General features: G+C 64.9%; 15 protein-coding genes and 11 tRNA genes. 23 read left to right on the top strand and 3 right to left on the bottom strand.

The annotated features are described in order from the left end of the window. The first annotated feature begins 114 nt into the window (after positions 1-114). Both AC2A1N_RS17635 and AC2A1N_RS17630 read left to right on the top strand, forming a co-directional pair. A complete protein-coding gene (locus AC2A1N_RS17635) occupies positions 115-858 on the top strand; it encodes a cysteine hydrolase family protein (RefSeq protein ID WP_134968740.1) in 744 nt (247 codons plus the stop codon). A gap of 53 nt (positions 859-911) precedes the next feature. After that, positions 912-1820, top strand: a complete 909-nt coding sequence (locus tag AC2A1N_RS17630) for a LysR family transcriptional regulator (RefSeq protein ID WP_061479947.1) — start codon at positions 912-914, stop codon at positions 1818-1820. Positions 1821-1901: 81 nt separating this feature from the next. Here AC2A1N_RS17630 and AC2A1N_RS17625 read toward each other — a convergent pair whose 3' ends face one another. Beyond that, positions 1902-2660, bottom strand: a complete 759-nt coding sequence (locus AC2A1N_RS17625) for a Bax inhibitor-1/YccA family protein (RefSeq protein ID WP_484373030.1) — start codon at positions 2658-2660, stop codon at positions 1902-1904. 179 nt (positions 2661-2839) lie between these two features. Between AC2A1N_RS17625 and AC2A1N_RS17620 the strand changes: the two genes are divergently transcribed. The 18 genes from AC2A1N_RS17620 to AC2A1N_RS17535 all read left to right on the top strand — a co-directional run bounded on the left by AC2A1N_RS17620 (position 2840) and on the right by AC2A1N_RS17535 (position 13990). Further along, a tRNA-Pro gene (locus AC2A1N_RS17620) sits at positions 2840-2916 on the top strand. Between the two features lie 39 nt (positions 2917-2955). Next, positions 2956-3032 (top strand) — tRNA-Arg (locus tag AC2A1N_RS17615). A gap of 172 nt (positions 3033-3204) precedes the next feature. Next, positions 3205-3281: transfer RNA gene (locus tag AC2A1N_RS17610), tRNA-His, on the top strand. Between the two features lie 79 nt (positions 3282-3360). Continuing rightward, positions 3361-3436 (top strand) — tRNA-Lys (locus AC2A1N_RS17605). Between the two features lie 196 nt (positions 3437-3632). Then, a tRNA-Lys gene (locus AC2A1N_RS17600) sits at positions 3633-3708 on the top strand. 224 nt (positions 3709-3932) lie between these two features. Further along, complete coding sequence (locus tag AC2A1N_RS17595) at positions 3933-4241, top strand: hypothetical protein (RefSeq protein ID WP_061479949.1); 309 nt, start codon at positions 3933-3935, stop codon at positions 4239-4241. A gap of 140 nt (positions 4242-4381) precedes the next feature. Next, a tRNA-Leu gene (locus AC2A1N_RS17590) sits at positions 4382-4466 on the top strand. Positions 4467-4655: 189 nt separating this feature from the next. Continuing rightward, positions 4656-5951 carry a trigger factor gene (tig, locus tag AC2A1N_RS17585; protein WP_134968738.1) on the top strand — a complete coding sequence of 432 codons (1296 nt, stop codon included), beginning with the start codon at positions 4656-4658 and terminating at the stop codon, positions 5949-5951. A 76-nt stretch (positions 5952-6027) separates the two neighbouring features. Then, complete coding sequence (gene clpP / locus AC2A1N_RS17580) at positions 6028-6654, top strand: ATP-dependent Clp endopeptidase proteolytic subunit ClpP (RefSeq protein ID WP_004146318.1); 627 nt, start codon at positions 6028-6030, stop codon at positions 6652-6654. Between the two features lie 126 nt (positions 6655-6780). Further along, complete coding sequence (gene clpX / locus AC2A1N_RS17575; RefSeq protein WP_004154600.1) at positions 6781-8070, top strand: ATP-dependent Clp protease ATP-binding subunit ClpX; 1290 nt, start codon at positions 6781-6783, stop codon at positions 8068-8070. A 143-nt stretch (positions 8071-8213) separates the two neighbouring features. Next, positions 8214-10664, top strand: a complete 2451-nt coding sequence (lon, locus tag AC2A1N_RS17570; protein WP_484373027.1) for an endopeptidase La — start codon at positions 8214-8216, stop codon at positions 10662-10664. Between the two features lie 219 nt (positions 10665-10883). Continuing rightward, entirely contained in the window at positions 10884-11156 is a 273-nt protein-coding gene (locus AC2A1N_RS17565; protein ID WP_005408270.1) for an HU family DNA-binding protein, read from the top strand. 11 nt (positions 11157-11167) lie between these two features. Further along, positions 11168-11242, top strand: a tRNA-Val gene (locus AC2A1N_RS17560). A 26-nt stretch (positions 11243-11268) separates the two neighbouring features. Beyond that, a tRNA-Asp gene (locus AC2A1N_RS17555) sits at positions 11269-11345 on the top strand. 82 nt (positions 11346-11427) lie between these two features. Further along, positions 11428-11504, top strand: a tRNA-Asp gene (locus tag AC2A1N_RS17550). A gap of 87 nt (positions 11505-11591) precedes the next feature. Further along, positions 11592-11668, top strand: a tRNA-Asp gene (locus tag AC2A1N_RS17545). Between the two features lie 106 nt (positions 11669-11774). After that, positions 11775-11851 (top strand) — tRNA-Asp (locus AC2A1N_RS17540). Positions 11852-12034: 183 nt separating this feature from the next. Next, complete coding sequence (locus tag AC2A1N_RS17535; protein WP_484373025.1) at positions 12035-13990, top strand: peptidyl-prolyl cis-trans isomerase; 1956 nt, start codon at positions 12035-12037, stop codon at positions 13988-13990. Between the two features lie 180 nt (positions 13991-14170). On the opposite strand, the gene AC2A1N_RS17530 is transcribed toward AC2A1N_RS17535, so the two are convergent. Continuing rightward, positions 14171-15373 (bottom strand): lytic transglycosylase domain-containing protein, encoded by a 1203-nt coding sequence (locus AC2A1N_RS17530; RefSeq protein WP_484373023.1) that lies wholly within the window; start codon positions 15371-15373, stop codon positions 14171-14173. After that, entirely contained in the window at positions 15370-16134 is a 765-nt protein-coding gene (gene gloB, locus AC2A1N_RS17525) for a hydroxyacylglutathione hydrolase (protein WP_134969285.1), read from the bottom strand. The genes AC2A1N_RS17530 and gloB overlap by 4 nt, the downstream gene beginning before the upstream one ends. A gap of 11 nt (positions 16135-16145) precedes the next feature. Here gloB and AC2A1N_RS17520 point away from each other — a divergent pair, with 11 nt between their 5' ends. The 3 genes from AC2A1N_RS17520 to dnaQ are packed head-to-tail and all read left to right on the top strand — an operon-like array spanning position 16146 to position 17991. Continuing rightward, a complete protein-coding gene (locus AC2A1N_RS17520) occupies positions 16146-16790 on the top strand; it encodes a methyltransferase domain-containing protein (protein ID WP_484373021.1) in 645 nt (214 codons plus the stop codon). 12 nt (positions 16791-16802) lie between these two features. Continuing rightward, the gene (gene rnhA, locus AC2A1N_RS17515) at positions 16803-17255 is read left to right on the top strand and encodes a ribonuclease HI (RefSeq protein WP_005408275.1); all 453 of its coding nucleotides are present in this window, start codon (positions 16803-16805) and stop codon (positions 17253-17255) included. 4 nt (positions 17256-17259) lie between these two features. After that, positions 17260-17991, top strand: a complete 732-nt coding sequence (gene dnaQ / locus AC2A1N_RS17510; RefSeq protein ID WP_014036152.1) for a DNA polymerase III subunit epsilon — start codon at positions 17260-17262, stop codon at positions 17989-17991. Positions 17992-18031 lie beyond the last annotated feature (40 nt).

Below are 18031 nucleotides of genomic sequence, written 5' to 3'. Positions count from 1 at the left end.
TCTACAGAAGCGCTCTGTGCTGATATCGCACAGATCATGTGCTGTTACACGGCTGGTTCGTGCGCCATCCGCTCCGCATCCTGTGCCCACTTCCCAATGCACCGGAGCTTGAACATGAACCTCACCGCCTTCGGCCTGGCCAGCCTGATCGGAATGACCGCCACCCTCCCGGTTGCTGCTGCCGAGCCGGCCCATCCCACCATCCGCCATATGGCGGGTGCGCCGGTCGCGACCTCGCTGGATGCGGCGAAGACTGCCGTGCTGGTGATCGACTTCCAGAACGAGTACTTCGATGCCAAGGCCGTACCGGGCTTTGCGGGTGGCCGCATGGTCATTCCCGATGGCGTGGCCGCACTGCGCCAGGCCAAGCGGGTAGTCGAATTCGCCGATGCCCACGGCATCCGCGTGATCCATGTCCAGCACGTGCTGCCGGCCGGCGCACCCCTGTTCGCGCAGGGCAGCGTCAATGCCGCCTTCCATCGCGACCTGCAGCCGCGCCAGGGCGAGACCGTGGTGCAGAAGGACAATGTCAGCGTGTTCGCCGGCGCGTCCGCAGCCGTGCTCGACCAGGTACTGAAGAGCGCCGGCATCGACACCCTGATCATCACCGGCCTGCAGACCCATGCCTGTGTAGTGGGGGCTGCGCGCGATGCCGCCGCGGCGCCACGCGGCTACCGGGTGATCGTGGCCGGCGATGCCACCGCCAGCCGCGACCTGGACCTGGCCGGCGGCCAGCGCATCGGCCATCGCGCGCTGCATGAAGCCTCTCTGGCCCAGATCGAGGACACCTTCGGCGATGTCATGACGACTGGCGCGATCCTGGCGCTGCCGGTACGCAAGGCCGGTGACGGCGCTTGATAAGCTGGCGGGGCCCGCATGCCGCGGGCTCCGCCACGTGGAGCTGCCCGCCGATGGATCACTTCGCCGCCCTGCGTGCGCTGCGCGCCATCGTTGACGCGGGCAGTTTCACTGCGGCCGCCGAGCGCCTGGGGACCACCCACTCGGCGATGTCGCGGCAGCTGCGGCAGCTGGAAGAACACCTGCAGGTACGCCTGCTCGATCGCAACAGCCGTCGGCTGTCGTTGACCGAGGCCGGGCGCGATTACTACCGCGAGGCGGCAACGCTGCTGGACCGCCTGCAGGAGGCGGACGATCGTGCCCGCGCCGGGCAGGCGCAACCCAGTGGCAGGGTGCGGATCAGCGTGCCGCAGGTAGTGGCCAGCCAGGAACTGCCGCATTGGCTGCCCTCGTTCCTGCAGCGTTACCCGCAGGTCACGCTGGACCTGTCGGCGGATGATCAGCTGGTCGATGTGGTGGGCGGTGGTTTCGACCTGGCGCTGCGCATTGCAGCTTCATTGCCGGACAGCCAGCTGGTCGCGCGCGAGCTGGCCAGCTGCCCGCGCATCCTGGTCGCCGCACCGGCCTACCTGGCCCGGCATGGCCTGCCGCGGCAGGCTGCGGATCTGGAGCAGCACACGCTGCTGGGTTTCAGTCCCACGCCGTCAATGCCGCCCTGGCAGTTACAGGGGCCGCGCGGCGCCTGCGTGAGCGTTGAAGCCGGGCAGCGCCTGCGCGTGGATGCCACGCCTGCGCTGTACGCCGCCGCGCTGGCCGGAATGGGCATCAGCCTGTTCACCGCGTTGACGGTGCAGGAGGACCTGCGCGCCGGTCGTCTGATCCGCGTGCTGCCGGCCTGGCATGCCGGCCAGCGGCGCTACTTCGCGTTGTACCCGCATGCACGTGCGCTCGCGCCCAAGGTGCGCGCGCTGGTCGAGCACCTTGCGGCGCACTACGCTGCACAGGCTGGCGTGGCTGGCTAGCCGGGAAATGCAGCAGCCACGCGTTACAAAGAGAAAAGGGCGCCCCGAAGGCGCCCTTTGTCGTTTATGGCTCTGTCCGGTTCAGCGCTGCTGGTTCTTCGACAGCAGGCGCAGGAACTCCACATACAGCCAGACCAGGGTCACCATCAGGCCGAATGCGCCATACCACTCCATGTACTTCGGCGCGCGCTGGGCCACGCCGGTCTCGATGAAATCGAAGTCCAGCACCAGGTTCAGCGCGGCCACGACCACCACGAACAGGCTGAAGGCAATGCCCAGCCAGCTGGAGTCGTGGATCACCGGCACATTGATGTTGAAGAAGCCCAGTACGAACGAGGCCAGGTAGAGCAGGGCGATGCCGCCGGTGGCGGCGACCACGCCCATCTTGAAGTTCTCGGTGGCCTTGATCAGGCCGCTGCGGTATGCGAACAGCAGGGCGGCCAGGGTGCCGAAGGTCAGCAGCACCGCCTGGAACACGATGCCCGGATACTTCATGTTGAACAGGGCCGACACGGCGCCCAGGAACAGGCCTTCGACCAGCGCGTACATCGGCGCGGTGACCGGTGACCATTCCTTCTTGAAGATGGTGATCAATGCCAGCACCAGGCCGCCAATCGCGCCACCGATAGCGTACAGGCTCGCGCTGCCGGAAATCTGGCCGTACTCGTCGACCGCCTGGCTCCAGGCGAACGCCGCGGTCAGCACGGTCAACAGCAGCAGGATGCCGGTCTTGTTGGCGGTGCCATTGAGGGTCATGACCTGGTCGGGGCTGGTCACTACCGAGCCACTGGCGAGGTCGAGGAAAGTCGACTCGGAAAGAGCCGGGTTGCCGCTGCGCATGCGTGTTCTCCGTGCGGATGAAGGTCGGGACGGCCATCCGGCCGATGGGCGTGAGCATAGCCGATGACTGCTTTCGGCGTTGTGGCAGGCCCGGGATCTGTGCATCCTTCGTTGACAGTTCCCAACGCGCTTGGCGACAATGACCAACTCCCCGGGCCAACCCGAGGGGATTGCAAGACCGGGGTATAGCGCAGTCTGGTAGCGCGCCTGCTTTGGGAGCAGGATGTCGGGGGTTCGAATCCCTCTACCCCGACCAATCCCACGCCACGTCGGATTGGACACCGTTCCGGTTCGGGCGCCCGTAGCTCAACTGGATAGAGCACCGGCCTTCTAAGCCGGCGGTTACAGGTTCGATTCCTGTCGGGCGCGCCATTGGCGAGCACCGGGATCGCATCGGCGGATGTGAAGAAGTGCTTGCAAAAGCGCAAGGACTCCACCAGAATATCGGACTCGCTTCGGCGGACCGAAACTTTGGTGACAGTCCCCAGGCAATGTTCAAGGGTCCGGCGTCAGTGGTATCGGCGATGGGGCGAAAGTTTCAGTGGTGGCTGTAGCTCAGTTGGTTAGAGTACCGGATTGTGATTCCGGTGGTCGGGGGTTCGAATCCCCTCAGCCACCCCACTGATTCAACCGCATCGGCGCAGCCGAAACGGTATTGCAATAAACAGAAAGCACGCTACAATGTGCGTCTGAGTTTCACGGGCCGTTAGCTCAGTTGGTAGAGCAGTTGACTCTTAATCAATAGGTCCAAGGTTCGAATCCTTGACGGCCCACCAAGACAGAAGCCACCTGGTACGCCAGGTGGCTTTTTTCTTATAGGTGTGACTCCCATCGCCCCGATGGGGCACGCGTTGCAAACCCGTTCGGCGCGGATCTGCAGCAGCAGCGGGACCGCAGTGCTGGTTTCAACCACGTTGAAAAAAGTGCTTGCACCCACCGAGCGGATCGGGTCATAATTCGCGCCCCGATTTCGGGCTGTTAGCTCAGTTGGTAGAGCAGTTGACTCTTAATCAATAGGTCCAAGGTTCGAATCCTTGACAGCCCACCAGACGAAAGCCACTTGGTTCGCCAAGTGGCTTTTTTCTTGCCTGTTCGCCGGGTGGCGTTTCATGCACGCATGGCGTGGATCTACTGAAGCGATGCTGAAATCAGGGGCATACGCGTCATCAGTGTTTTCAATGCTGTGCGCTGCTTCTCACCGCGCTGCGCCCTTCATCGCACCCAATGGATCTTCCGCGCCGAGGGCGCATGCATGTACGAAGGAAGATCCAGATGGCCGATATGAAACGACTGCACCGGAGGCTGTGGGTTTCATTTGCGTTGCTGGCGCTGGCGGCCTGCGCGCCGGAACGTGATCCGGCGCAGACCGTGGAGCGCGATGCAGGTACGGAGGCGGTTCCAGCGCGCCCGGTCGGTGACGCCATGCAGATGCAGCCGGCGCAGCCGGTGGAGGGTGAGGCTGCGCCGGAGGCGATGGGGTTGCGTCGCACCGACAAGGGTGGCGTGGACATCCGCAAGGTGGATGTGGCGGCCGGGCAGGGCGCTGACGCACCGGCGTCCCCTGCCGAGGCGAAGCACTGAGTCGCTGCCGTCCCGAACGGTCGCACGCCTTCGGGACGGCCTTTGGTGCGGGCAATGAGCACATGGCTGTCATGTTCAGTTTTGTGCAGGCCTTCCGCTTCCCGCCATCGCCTGCGACAATGAACACCTGCGCCGGCCACGCGAAAGTGGCGGAATTGGTAGACGCCCTGGATTTAGGTTCCAGTGCCGCAAGGCGTGGGGGTTCGAGTCCCCCCTTTCGCACCAGTGCCGGCCTGTCCCCGCCCTGATCGGGCCATCTGCGCCCCCTTGACCGGCGCGCGCTGGCAGTGCAAGCCGAATTGGGCGAAACTAAAGGGCTGCGGCAAGCAGGCGCGTCCCAGACGTCGCGTCCTTACAACCGTTTCATCCCAATCATCGAGCCGGGGGCCTGGGCCACCGGTGGCAGGAGTCAACATGCAAGCTTCGATCGAATCCACCGGCAACCTGGAACGCCGCCTGAGCTTCTCGCTGCCGGAAGAGCGTCTGCAGAGCCACATCGCCGGCCGCCTCGGCGAAATCGCCCGTACCACCCGCATCAAGGGCTTCCGCCCGGGCAAGGTGCCGGCCAAGGTGATCGAGCAGCGCTTCGGCGCGCAGGTCCGTGGCGAGGCGCTGGACGGCCTGCTGCGCGAAACCTTCGATGCGGCCGTGCGCGAGCACGACCTGCGCATCGTCGGCAGCCCGCGCATCGACAAGGGCGACGAGGGTGAGTTCTCCTTCGTGGCCACCGTGGAAGTGGTGCCGGACTTCGGCGACATCGACGTCAGCAAGCTGACCGTCGTGCGCCATACCGCCGAGATCACCGACGCCGACATCGACCAGATGATCGAGAACCTGCAGAACCAGCGTCGTACCTGGGCCCCGGTCAGCCGTGGCGCGCAGGACGGTGACCTGGTCGCGGTGGAAACCTGGTCGCAGGCCGGCGAAGAGCGCCTGCCGGCCGAGGGCACCGAGAAGGGTTCGATCGTGCTCGGCCAGGGCATGATGTTCGAGACCATCGAGAAGGGCCTGGTCGGCCTGGCCAAGGGCGAAGAGAAGACCCTGGACGTCGAGTTCCCGGCTGACTGGCGCGTGCCGGTGCTGGCCGGCAAGACCGTGCAGGTCACCGTCAAGGTCACCGAGGTCTCCGAGCCGGTCGTGCCGGCGGTCGACGAAGCCTTCATCAAGAGCTTCGGCGTGAAGGGCGGCGACGTGGAGCAGTTCCGCAGCGACATCCGCGCCAACCTGGAGCGCGAGCTGAAGGGTGCGTTGATGAACCGCCTGCGCCGCGAAGTGGGCGAGCAGCTGATCGCGGCCTACTCGTCGGTGGAAATGCCGCCGCGCCTGGTCGAGAACGAAGCCCGCGCCATGCTGGCCCAGCAGGTCGAGCAGCTGCGCCGCAACGGCCAGAACGTCGGCGAGATCCCGGCCGATGCCCACGAAGGCTTCAAGGACGCTGCCGCCAAGCGCGTGCTGGTCGGCCTGCTGGTCGGTGAAGTGGCCCGCATCAACGACCTGCGCCTGGAAGCCAAGCGCCTGAATGAAACGATGCGTCTGATCGCTTCGACCTACGAAGAGCCGGAGCAGGTCATTGAGATGTACCGCAACGACCCCCAGTTGATGTCTGGCCTGCAGAACCGTGTGATGGAAGAGCAGGTGATCGACTGGATCGCCGAGCGTGCCCAGCACACCGAAGAGAAGCTGTCGTTCCAGGACGCGATCCGCCAGTAAGCCCGGGCGGATCACCGGATGCCCCGCGCCTTTGCCGGCGCGGGGTTGTTGCCCCCCAAGATAGGTACCTCACGTAATGGACAACCGAACCAAAGCCCTGAACCTGGTTCCGATGGTGGTCGAGCAGACCAGCCGCGGCGAGCGTGCCTACGACATCTATTCGCGCCTGTTGAAGGAGCGCCTGATCTTCCTCGTGGGCCCGATCGACGATCACATGGCCAACGTGGTGGTGGCGCAGTTGCTGTTCCTGGAATCGGAAAACCCGGAAAAGGACATCAACATCTACATCAACTCGCCGGGTGGCGTGGTCACCGCCGGCATGGCGATCTACGACACCATGCAGTACATCAAGCCGAATGTGAGCACCACCTGTATCGGCCAGGCCGCCTCGATGGGCGCCCTGCTGCTGGCCGCGGGCGAAGCCGGCAAGCGCTATGCGCTGCCGAACTCGCGCGTGATGATCCATCAGCCGCTGGGTGGCTACCAGGGCCAGGCCACCGACATCGACATCCACGCGCGCGAGATCCTGACCCTGCGTTCGCGCCTGAACGAGGTGCTGGCCAAGCACACCGGCCAGTCGCTGGAGACGATCGCCCGTGACACCGAGCGCGACAACTTCAAGAGCGCCTTCGAGGCGCAGGCCTACGGTCTGGTCGACCAGGTCCTGGAGCGTCGTCCGGATGAGTCGATCCAGGCCGGCTGACCGGCCTTCACGGGGCCAGGGAGGCCTCGTTCCTGCAGGGTCGGGTGGGACTGGTGTCCCCTCGGCCCTGTGCTATTCTCGAATCGAACCCCCGTTCAGCGGGTGGGGTAACTGGGTAAGCGAAGCATGAGCGAAGACCGCCAAGGTCGTTCCACGGACACCGGCAAGATCCTCTACTGCTCTTTCTGCGGCAAGAGCCAGCATGAAGTGCGCAAGCTGATTGCGGGTCCGAGCGTGTTCATCTGCGATGAGTGCGTGGAGCTGTGCAACGACATCATCCGTGAGGAACTTGAGGAAAAGGCGCAGTCGGCGCGCAGTTCGCTGCCCAAGCCGCGCGAGATCCTCGAGGTTCTCGACCAGTACGTGATCGGCCAGAACCGTGCCAAGCGCACGCTGGCAGTGGCCGTGTACAACCACTACAAGCGCATCGAGAGCCGGCAGAAGAACGACGACGTCGAACTGGCGAAATCGAACATCCTGCTGGTCGGCCCGACCGGTTCGGGCAAGACGCTGCTGGCCGAGACCCTGGCCCGCCTGCTCAACGTGCCGTTCACCATGGCCGACGCCACCACGCTGACCGAAGCGGGTTACGTGGGCGAGGACGTGGAGAACATCATCCAGAAGCTGCTGCAGAAGTGCGACTACGACGTCGAGAAGGCGCAGCAGGGCATCGTCTACATCGATGAAATCGACAAGATCTCGCGCAAGAGCGAGAACCCGTCGATTACCCGCGATGTGTCCGGCGAAGGCGTGCAGCAGGCCCTGCTGAAGCTGATCGAAGGTACCGTGGCCAGCGTTCCGCCGCAGGGCGGCCGCAAGCACCCGCAGCAGGAATTCCTGCAGGTGGACACCAAGAACATCCTGTTCATCTGCGGCGGCGCGTTCGCCGGGCTGGACAAGGTGATCCAGGCGCGTTCCACCGACGTCGGCAGCATCGGCTTCGGTGCCAAGGTGAAGAGCAGCGAGCGCAAGCAGGAAGTGGGCAAGGTGCTGGCGGAAGTCGAGCCGGAAGACCTGATCAAGTTCGGCCTGATTCCCGAGTTCGTCGGCCGCCTGCCGGTGGTGGCGACCCTGGAGGAGCTGGACGAGCCGGCCCTGATCAAGATCCTGACCGAGCCGAAGAACGCCATCACCAAGCAGTTCAAGAAGCTGTTCGAGATGGAAAACGTGGAACTGGAGTTCCGTCCGGACGCGTTGTCGGCCATCGCCAGGAAGGCGCTCAAGCGCAAGACCGGCGCCCGTGGCCTGCGCACCATCGTCGAATCGGTCCTGCTGGACACCATGTATGACCTGCCGTCGCAGGAGAACGTCAGCAAGGTGGTCGTGGACGAATCGGTGATCGAGCACAAGTCCGAGCCGTACCTGATCTACCAGACCCCGGCGGCCCCTGAACAGAAGGCCGCAGGCGCCGAGTGATCCTTCCAGGTTATTGATTGGAAAGGATTTTCAAGGAATGCCTTGCATCTGAAAGCCGATGGCCCCATAACGGGGCCATCGGCTTTTTTTGTCTCCGGAAGATGCCCTCCCGGAGGCGGTTTTCCCCCTTCCCTGGAGCCCCCATGGCCCGTTCCCCAAGTGAAACCCTCGACCTGCCGGTCCTGCCGCTGCGCGACGTAGTGGTGTTCCCGCACATGGTCATCCCGCTGTTCGTCGGCCGTGACAAGTCCATGCACGCGCTCGAACAGGCAATGGAGGCGGACAAGCGCATCCTGCTGCTGGCGCAGAAGTCGGCCGAAACCGACGACCCGCATGCGGCCGACCTCTACCAGGTCGGTACGCTGGCGCAGGTGCTGCAACTGCTGAAGCTGCCCGACGGCACCATCAAGGTGCTGGTCGAAGGCCTGTCGCGCGTGCAGGTCACCCACGTCGACGAGCGCAACGGCTCGCTGCATGGGCAGGCGGTGGAAATCGACGCCACCGACGAGCGCGAAGCGCGCGAGGTCGAGGCGATTGCCCGCTCGCTGATGTCGCTGTTCGAGCAGTACGTGAAGACCAACCGCAAGCTGCCGCCGGAACTGCTGCAGACGCTGTCGGGCATCGATGAGCCGGCGCGCCTGGCCGACACCATCGCCGCGCACATCAGCGTGCGCCTGGCCGACAAGCAGCGCCTGCTGGAAACGCTGGCCGTCGGCGATCGCCTGGAGATGCTGGTCGGCCTGGTCGATGGCGAGATCGACGTGCAGCAGATGGAAAAGCGCATCCGCGGCCGCGTGAAGTCGCAGATGGAGAAGAGCCAGCGCGAGTACTACCTCAACGAACAGATGAAGGCCATCCAGAAGGAACTGGGTGACCTGGACGACGCGCCGGGCGAGCTGGAAGAGCTGGCCCGCAAGATCGCCGAAGCCGGCATGCCGAAGGCCGTTGAAGCCAAGGCACGCAACGAACTGAACAAGCTCAAGCAGATGTCGCCGATGTCGGCCGAAGCCGCGGTCGTGCGCAACTACCTGGAGTGGCTGCTGGGCGTGCCGTGGAAGAAGCGCAGCAAGGTGCGCAAGGACCTGAAGGTCGCGCAGGATACGCTCGATGCCGACCACTACGGCCTGGAGAAGGTCAAGGAGCGCATTCTTGAATACCTGGCGGTGCAGTCGCGCGTGAAGCAGATGAAGGGCCCGATCCTGTGCCTGGTCGGGCCGCCGGGCGTGGGCAAGACCTCGCTGGGCCAGTCGATTGCCAAGGCCACCAACCGCAAGTTCGTGCGCATGTCGCTGGGCGGCGTGCGCGACGAGGCCGAAATCCGTGGCCACCGCCGTACCTACGTCGGTTCCATGCCGGGCCGCATCGTGCAGAACCTCAACAAGGTTGGTAGCAAGAACCCGCTGTTCGTGCTCGACGAGATCGACAAGATGTCGATGGACTTCCGTGGCGATCCGTCTTCGGCGCTGCTGGAAGTGCTGGATCCGGAGCAGAACAACGCATTCAACGACCACTACCTGGAAGTGGACCTGGACCTGTCCGAAGTGATGTTCGTGGCCACCTCGAACTCGCTCAACATTCCCGGCCCGCTGCTGGACCGCATGGAAGTGATCCGCATCCCCGGCTACACCGAGGACGAGAAGCTCAACATCGCGACCCGCTACCTGGTGCCGAAGCAGGTCAAGGCCAACGGCCTGCAGCCGGAAGAACTGGAAATCGGCAGTGACGCCATCCAGGACATCGTGCGCTACTACACGCGCGAATCGGGCGTGCGCAACCTGGAACGCGAGATCGCCAAGATCTGCCGCAAGGTGGTGAAGGAGATCGCGCTGGCCGGCCCGCAGCTGGTGAAGGCGAAGAAGGGTGCGAAGAAGCCCAAGGCGCTGGTCAATGTGTCCAGCAAGAACCTGGACAAGTACCTGGGCGTGCGTCGCTTCGACTTCGGCCGTGCCGAGGAAGAGAATGAAATCGGCCTGGTCACCGGCCTGGCCTGGACCGAAGTCGGTGGCGACCTGCTGCAGATCGAATCGACCCTGGTGCCGGGCAAGGGCCAGCTGATCCTGACCGGCCAGCTCGGCAACGTGATGAAGGAATCGGCGTCGGCCGCGCTGTCGGTGGTGCGTTCGCGCGCCGTGGGCTTTGGCATCGACAGCGACTTCCTGCAGAAGCACGACGTGCACCTGCACGTGCCCGATGGCGCCACGCCGAAGGATGGCCCGAGTGCCGGCGCGGCGATGGTCACCTCGCTGGTGTCGATGCTGACCAGGGTGCCGGTGCGCGCCGACGTGGCGATGACCGGCGAGATCACCCTGCGTGGTCGCGTCACTGCCATCGGTGGCCTGAAGGAGAAGCTGCTGGCCGCACTGCGTGGCGGCATCCGCACGGTCATCATCCCGGAAGAGAACCGCAAGGACCTGGCCGACATCCCGGCCAACGTCACCCGCGATCTGAAGATCGTGCCGGTGAAGTACATCGAAGAAGTCCTGGACCTGGCGCTGGAGCGTCCGTTGGCACCGAAGAAGGCGCGCAAGAGTGCGCAGCGTGTCACGGTGCGCAGCAAGGCCAAACCGAGTGGAAACGCGCGCGTCAAGCATTGACGCGCGCTGTCCAATGGCCCGAAACCCGCGTCGTTGCTGGCTTTCCAGCTTGCGTGGGGGTAGGGCCACTGGTATAAAAGCAGCACTCGCGAATGAGTGGTCGCAGTCTGGTGATCGCTGGATTCGGCGAACCGTTTCCACATGGCGGCCGCGTGCAGATGGCGTGCGGTTGCTTCCCTGTCGAATAAGCGGAACCCACCGCCAAAGGAGTTGTAGAGAATGAACAAGACCGAATTGATCGATGCCGTTGCTGAAGCTGCCGACCTGACCAAGGCAGAGTCCAGCCGCGCTGTCGATGCCGTCGTTGCTGCCATCACCAAGGCGCTGAAGGACGGCGATGCGGTCACCCTGGTTGGCTTCGGTACCTTCCAGGTCCGCGACCGTGCTGCCCGCACCGGCCGCAACCCGAAGACCGGCGACACCATCAAGATCGCTGCTTCGAAGAATCCGTCGTTCAAGGCTGGCAAGGCCCTGAAGGATGCTGTAAACTAAGCGGCTCGCTGGGGTGCTTAGCTCAGCGGTAGAGCGTCTCCTTTACACGGAGAGGGTCGGGGGTTCGAAACCCTCAGCACCCACCACAGCACCGCGGTAAAAGTTTGAGTGTGGAGCGGTAGTTCAGCTGGTTAGAATGCTGGCCTGTCACGCCGGAGGTCGCGGGTTCGAGTCCCGTCCGCTCCGCCATTCAACGAGGCCTCCGGCCAAAAGCTGGAGGCTTTGTTTTCTCCCCGGTCCAGGCCGGCTGAAAGCAAAAAGGTAACAACGCGGAGCGGTAGTTCAGCTGGTTAGAATGCTGGCCTGTCACGCCGGAGGTCGCGGGTTCGAGTCCCGTCCGCTCCGCCATTACATCCAGGCCCCCGGTTCAAGGCTGGGGGCCTTGTCTTCTCACCGAGAGGTACGGGAGGAAGGCGAAAAAGTCTTTGCAAGAACGGAGCGGTAGTTCAGCTGGTTAGAATGCTGGCCTGTCACGCCGGAGGTCGCGGGTTCGAGTCCCGTCCGCTCCGCCATTGCAGACTTCTTAAGTCCCTGTGAAAAAACTTTGAAAAAAGTGTTCATCGGGCTGGGTTTCCAGAGAGTCTTCGGATATACTGGGCGCCTGCAAAGTTCAAGCGCGGAGCGGTAGTTCAGCTGGTTAGAATGCTGGCCTGTCACGCCGGAGGTCGCGGGTTCGAGTCCCGTCCGCTCCGCCAACTCTAAAAGCCCTCGGCGCAAGCCGGGGGCTTTTTCTTTGCGCCAGGATGTGGAGTTGGCCGATGCACTGATGGTGCCTGCCTGCGCAAGTGGGCGCAGGCCGCGTCGGTGCTGCTTTTGGTCCCTGCGGCGAAGCGGGTTACACTGCCGGGCTCGCCAATCAGGCCTTGTGATTCCTCACCATGCTGCAGAAACTCCGCGACAAGACCTCAGGCTGGATCGTCACCGTGATCCTGGGGCTGCTGATGATTCCGTTCCTGTTCGTGATCGACAACAGCTACCTCGGTGGCGTTGGCGCACAGAACGTGGCCAAGGTTTCCGCGCCGCCAACCTGGTGGCGTTCGGCGCCGTCGTGGTGGCCGGTGCGCATGCTGTGGCAGCACCATGAGATCAGCTCGCAGGATTTCCGCACGCGTTTCGAGCAGGAGCGCAAGCGTGAGCGCCAGCAGCAGGGCGACAACTTCGACCCGCGCGCGTTCGAGAGCACCGAGAACAAGATGGCCGTGCTCGATCAGCTGATCGACGAACAGGTCGTGCGCCTGGTCGGTGAACAGGCGGGCGTGGTGATCGGCGACGGCGCGGTGCGCGAGTACATCGCGACCATGCCGGCGTTCCTCGATTCGAACGGCAAGTTCAACGAGAACAACTACCGCCTGGCATTGGCCGGTGGCAATCCGCCGCGTACCCCGACCCAGTTCCAGGAACTGGTGCGTGAGAGCCTGCAGCAGTCGGTGATCCCATCGGGCCTGCAGAGCTCCGGCTTCGTCACCCAGGCCGAGACCGAGCGCCTGTTGAAGCTGCTGGGCGAAACCCGCGACGTCGAGCTGGCCGCGTTGCCGCCCGTACCGGCCGATACCGCGCCGGTCACCGATGATCAGATCAAGAAGTGGTACGACAGCCACGGCAAGGATTTCCGCCAGGCCGAGAGCGTGTCGCTGGAGTACGTCGAGATCAACGGTGCGAACCTGCCGGCACCGACCCCGGCCGATGAAGCGACCCTGCGCAAGCGCTATGAAGAGGAAAAGGCAAAGTTCACCTCGCCGGAGCAGCGTCAGGCCTCGCACATCCTGATCACCGGTGACGGCGCCGAAGCCAAGGCGAACAAGATCGCTGCCGAAGCCAAGGCGGCCGGTGCCGACTTCGCTGCGCTGGCCAAGGCCAATTCGGAAGATCCGGGCTCCAAGGACCAGGGCGGTGACCTGGGTTGGGTCGAGCGCGGTGCGATGGTCAAGCCGTTCGAGGACGCGCTGTTTGCGGCCAAGGCCGGTGACGTGATCGGCCCGGTGAAGACTGAGTTCGGTTACCACATCATCAAGGTGGCCGCTGTGCGCGGTGGCCAGGGCAAGTCGTTCGAGGAAGTGCGTGACACGCTGGCTGCCGAGCAGCTGAAGGCCGACGGCGAGCGCGGCTTCAACGAACTGGCCGGTCGCCTGGTCGATGCCATCAACAAGAGCCCGAGCGACCTGGCCGCTGCGGCCAAGGAAGTGAACCTGCCGCTGCAGACCCTGGGCCCGATCACCCGCGCGACCGCCAGCGGCATCGCCGCTGACCCGGCCGTGCTGCGTGCCGCCTTCTCCGACGTGCTGGTGCAGGACGGTACCGCCAGTGACCCGATCGCCCTGGGCGGCGCGACCAACCACAGCGTGGTCATCCGTGTGGCTGCACACACCCCGGAACAGGCCCTGCCGCTGGACAAGGCCCGCGAACAGGTGATCGCTGCGATCCGTGCTGATCGCCAGCGCCAGGCCAGCGACAAGGCGGCCGAGGCCATCCTGGCCAAGCTGAAGGCGGGCGCCACCCTGCAGTCGCTGGCTGCCAGCGAGAAGCTGCAGCTGAGCCCGATGCCGGGCCTGCCGCGCAGCCAGCCGGTGCCGACCCCGGAAATCAACCGCGCGATCTTCAGCGCGCCGGTGCCGGCCGAAGGCAAGCCGAGCTATGGCAAGGTCGACGTCAACGGCCACGCGCTGCTGTTCGCGGTGAACAAGGTCAATCCGGGCGACATCAAGGAAGTTACTGCAGAGCAGCAGAAGCAGCTGAAGGAACAGCTGAGCCAGATCGACGGCATGGCCGCGGCCAAGGCCTACATCGAGGCGATGCGCAAGAAGTTCATGATCCAGACCACCGAAGCGAACCTGTAAGCCTCGCGGCGAGCAGATCGAAGAAGGCCCGGCATTGCCGGGCCTTTTTTTGTGCGGGCGCTGCTGGAAATTGAATTGTAGAGCCGAGCCCGTGCTCGGCTGGTCATGAACCCCGACAAGTCGCAGGCAAGAAAAAAGCCGAGCATGGGCTCGGCTCTACAGGAGGGCCTGGCCTGCGCGTCAGTCTTCGACGCGCAGCACGGCGCCCGGCTTCAGCACGCTGCTGCCGCTCAGGCCGTTCAGCGAAAGAAGCGCCTTGACCGGCATGCCATAGCGGCGGGCGATGGTCCAGGCCGATTCACCATCACGCACGGTGTGGCGACGGCTGCGCGGACGATCGGCGATCGCGGCCACGGTCTTGGCGACCTGCGGCGCTGGCGAGGCGGCGGCAACAGGTATGCTACTGGCCACCAGTGCGGTGGCGGTGTCCGCCACGGTCGCGCTGGCGGCCGAGACCGGCGCCAGCACGCGGGTGGTGCCGGACGAGACGCGTCCACCGCCCGCCAGGGCGGGGTTGAGGCGGGCGATCCGGGCCGGGTCCAGGGCGCGCTGTGCGGCCCACTGCTGGACGCTGGTGCCGGCCGGCAGGGTGTGGTCCTTCAGCACCGGCACGGTGCGGTCCAGCGAGGCCATGACACCTGGCTGGTCTTCCACGTCTTCCAGCACGCAGGCCAGGGCATGCAGCTTCTCGACGTAGGCATGGGTGACCGGCGAGAGGCCGGGCAGCGCCGAGGGCTTGGCGTTCTGCGCGTTCATGCCGGCCTTTCGCATGGATTGCAGCACGCGGTACTCGCCGGCGTTGTAGGCCATGGTGGCCAGGCGCCAGTCACCGCCGAACATGCCGTGCAGGGTCTTCAGGTAGCGCACTGCGGCCTGGGTGGAATCGACCGCCGACAGGCGGCCGTCGTAGCCGTTGGTCATGGGCACGCGGTGATTGCGCGCTGTGGTGGCGATGAACTGCCACAGGCCGGTTGGGCCGCTGCCGTTGCGGGCATTGGGCCGGTAGCCGCTTTCCACGAAGGGAATCAGTGCGAACTCGGTGGGCAGGTTGGCCTTGCGCAGCTCTTCGACCACATAGCCGAACAGCACCAGTGCATCGTCATCCTGGTTGGCCAGGCGCGACGGGGCGTGGGCGAACTGCTTCTGCCAGCGCGGGCTGGTGGCCTCGGCATTGCAGGTGGGCTCGGCCAGGCCATCGCGGAAGCTGGAGAAGATTTCCTGGCCGTTGCGGACCGACGCGGCCGGCAACGTGGCCGGATCCAGCGGCAGGGCGGCGGCGGCGGTCAGGTTCTGGCCGATGCCAGCGCCCAGCGACTGGGCGCCGGCGGTTCCGGCCAGCCCCAGGACCAGGCCCAGGGCCAGCGGCAGACTTCGGCGCATCATGCGCGGAAGCCGTCTTTCCAGTGCCGGAGACCGGCCATCACGTCGACGTCGTCAACGACGTCACGGCCCAGGTGTGCCGACACCGACGCGCGGATCGGCGCAGTGTGCACACGCAGGAACGGATTGCAGTCGAATTCGCTGGCCAGGGTTACCGGCAGGGTGGAACGGTCATCGCGGCGCATGGCCAAAGCCTCCTCTTGGCGCTGCCGCAAGGCAGCGTTGGCGGGGTCGACATGCCGCGCGAAGACGGCATTTGACACGGTGTACTCATGAGCGCAACAAAGCAGCAGTTGCGCGGGCAAGGTACCCAGCTTGCGCATCGATGCCAGCAGCTGGGACGGCGTACCTTCGAACAGGCGTCCACAGCCCAGGCTGAACAACGAATCTCCGCTGAAAAGATGTTCAGCAGTGTGAAACGCGATGTGGCTGCGGGTATGCCCGGGCACGGATAGTACGTGGAACGCCCGGCCCAGTGCCTGAACGCGTTCACCTTCGCCGACCCGTTCGGTTGCCGTGGGGATGCGCTCCTCGACGGGTGCGATCACCCGGACTCCGGGAAAGCGTGCCTGCAGCACGGGCACGCCACCGATGTGGTCATCGTGATGATGGGTGAGCAGGATCGTGTCCACGCGCAGGCCCTGATCGGCGAGCGCAAGCACCGGCGCGGCATCGCCGGGATCGACGACCACGGCGGCGCCGTCGTCGTCGATCAAGGTCCAGATGTAGTTGTCCGCAAATGCGGGCAGGGCAGTCAGTCGCATAGAATTGGACCATGCCCGCGCTGCAGAGCACCCGTCAAGCGAGCCAGACCCCGTGGTTCGACAGCGAACCGGCGGAAGCCCTGCGCGTTCTGGAGCGGCAACTGCTGCTGCCGCAGCTGTCGTTGCTGCCGGTGCAGCCCTGGCTGTGGATCGCGCCGAGTGCCGCATGGCTGGACGATGCGCAGCTTGGCGGGCGCGGCCTGCGCCTGTACCGGCAGGGGCACGGCTATGCCGGCGACACCCGCTGTGCGTTGCCGCTGCCGCTGGCCAATGAAAGCGTCAATGCGGTCGTGCTGCAGCATGTCACCGCAGCCGACGCTGATCGGTTGCTCGATGAGTGCGAGCGCGTGCTGATGCCGGGCGGCCATCTGTGGCTGAGCAGCCTCAACCCGTTCAGCCCTTACCGCACGCACTGGCGCCAGCATGGGCTGGTGGTGCGCACGCCGCAGCGGATCCGCCTGCTGCTCGGCCGCCACGGGCTGGAGTGCGACGATATGCGTTTCCTCGGCCCGCTCTGGCGCGGCGCCGGCAGCCGTCGCGTGGGCGGTTGGTCGCCACTGCGCGCAGCCTGCCTGTTCCATGCTGAAAAGCGAACGCTGGCCCTGCCCGGGCCGAAACCGTTGCCGGTGCGTTGGCACGGCACCGTTGCTACCTGATCTGGAGTTGTATTGAAAACCATTGAAATCCACACCGACGGTTCCTGCCTTGGCAATCCCGGCCCCGGCGGCTGGGCTGCACTGCTGCGCTACAAGGGCCACGAGCGTGAACTGAGCGGCGGCGAAGCGCACACCACCAACAACCGGATGGAGCTGATGGCGGCCATTTCCGGCCTGGAAACGCTGACCGAGCCGTGCAACATCGTGCTCTACACCGATTCGCAGTATGTACGGCAGGGCCTGACCCAATGGATGCCCGGCTGGATCCGCAAGAACTGGAAGACCGCCGGCGGTGACCCGGTGAAGAACCGCGAGCTGTGGGAGCGCCTACATGCGGCGACGCTGCGGCACCAGATCGACTGGCGCTGGGTGAAGGGCCACTCCGGCGATCCGGACAATGAGCGGGTGGATACCCTGGCGCGCAACGCGGCCATCCAGATCCGCGACGCCAGCCCGGTAAACTGAGCCCATGCGTCAGATCATCCTCGATACCGAAACCACCGGCCTGGAGTGGAAGAAGGGCAACCGCATCGTCGAAATCGGCTGCGTGGAGCTGTTCAAGCGCCGCCCGACCGGCAACAACTACCACCAGTACATCAAGCCGGACTGCGAGTTCGAACAGGGCGCGCAGGAAGTCACCGGCCTGACCCTGGAGTTCCTGGCTGACAAGCCGGATTTCGCGCAGATCGCCGATGAATTCCTGGCCTTCATCGATGGCGCCGAGCTGATCATCCACAACGCGGCGTTCGACCTGGGCTTCCTCGACAACGAGCTGTCGTTGCTGGGCCCGCAGTATGGAAAGATCACCGATCGCTGTACGGTGATCGATACCCTGGTGATGGCGCGCGAGCGCTTCCCGGGCCAGCGCAATTCGCTGGATGCGCTGTGCAAGCGCCTGGGCGTGGACAATTCGCACCGTGCGCTGCATGGTGGCCTGCTCGACGCGCAGATCCTGGGTGACGTCTATATCGCGCTGACCTCGGGCCAGGAAGAGATCGGCTTCGGCCTGGGCGACGATGACGGCGGTGGCGCCGGTGCCGCGCTGCAGGCCTTCGACACCAGCAAGCTGCTGCCGCGCCCGCGCGTGGTGGCCACGCCGTCGGAGCTGGAAGCGCATGCCGCGCGACTGGAGCGGCTGCGCAAGAAGGCTGGCCACGCGCTGTGGGATGGCCCGAAGGTGGAAGAGCCCGCCAGCGCATAAACATCCACGCATGGCGTAGATCTACTGTAGAGCCGAGCCC

Source organism: Stenotrophomonas maltophilia group sp. SKK55 (assembly GCF_057179845.1).
This window is presented reverse-complemented; position numbering and strand designations above follow the sequence as displayed.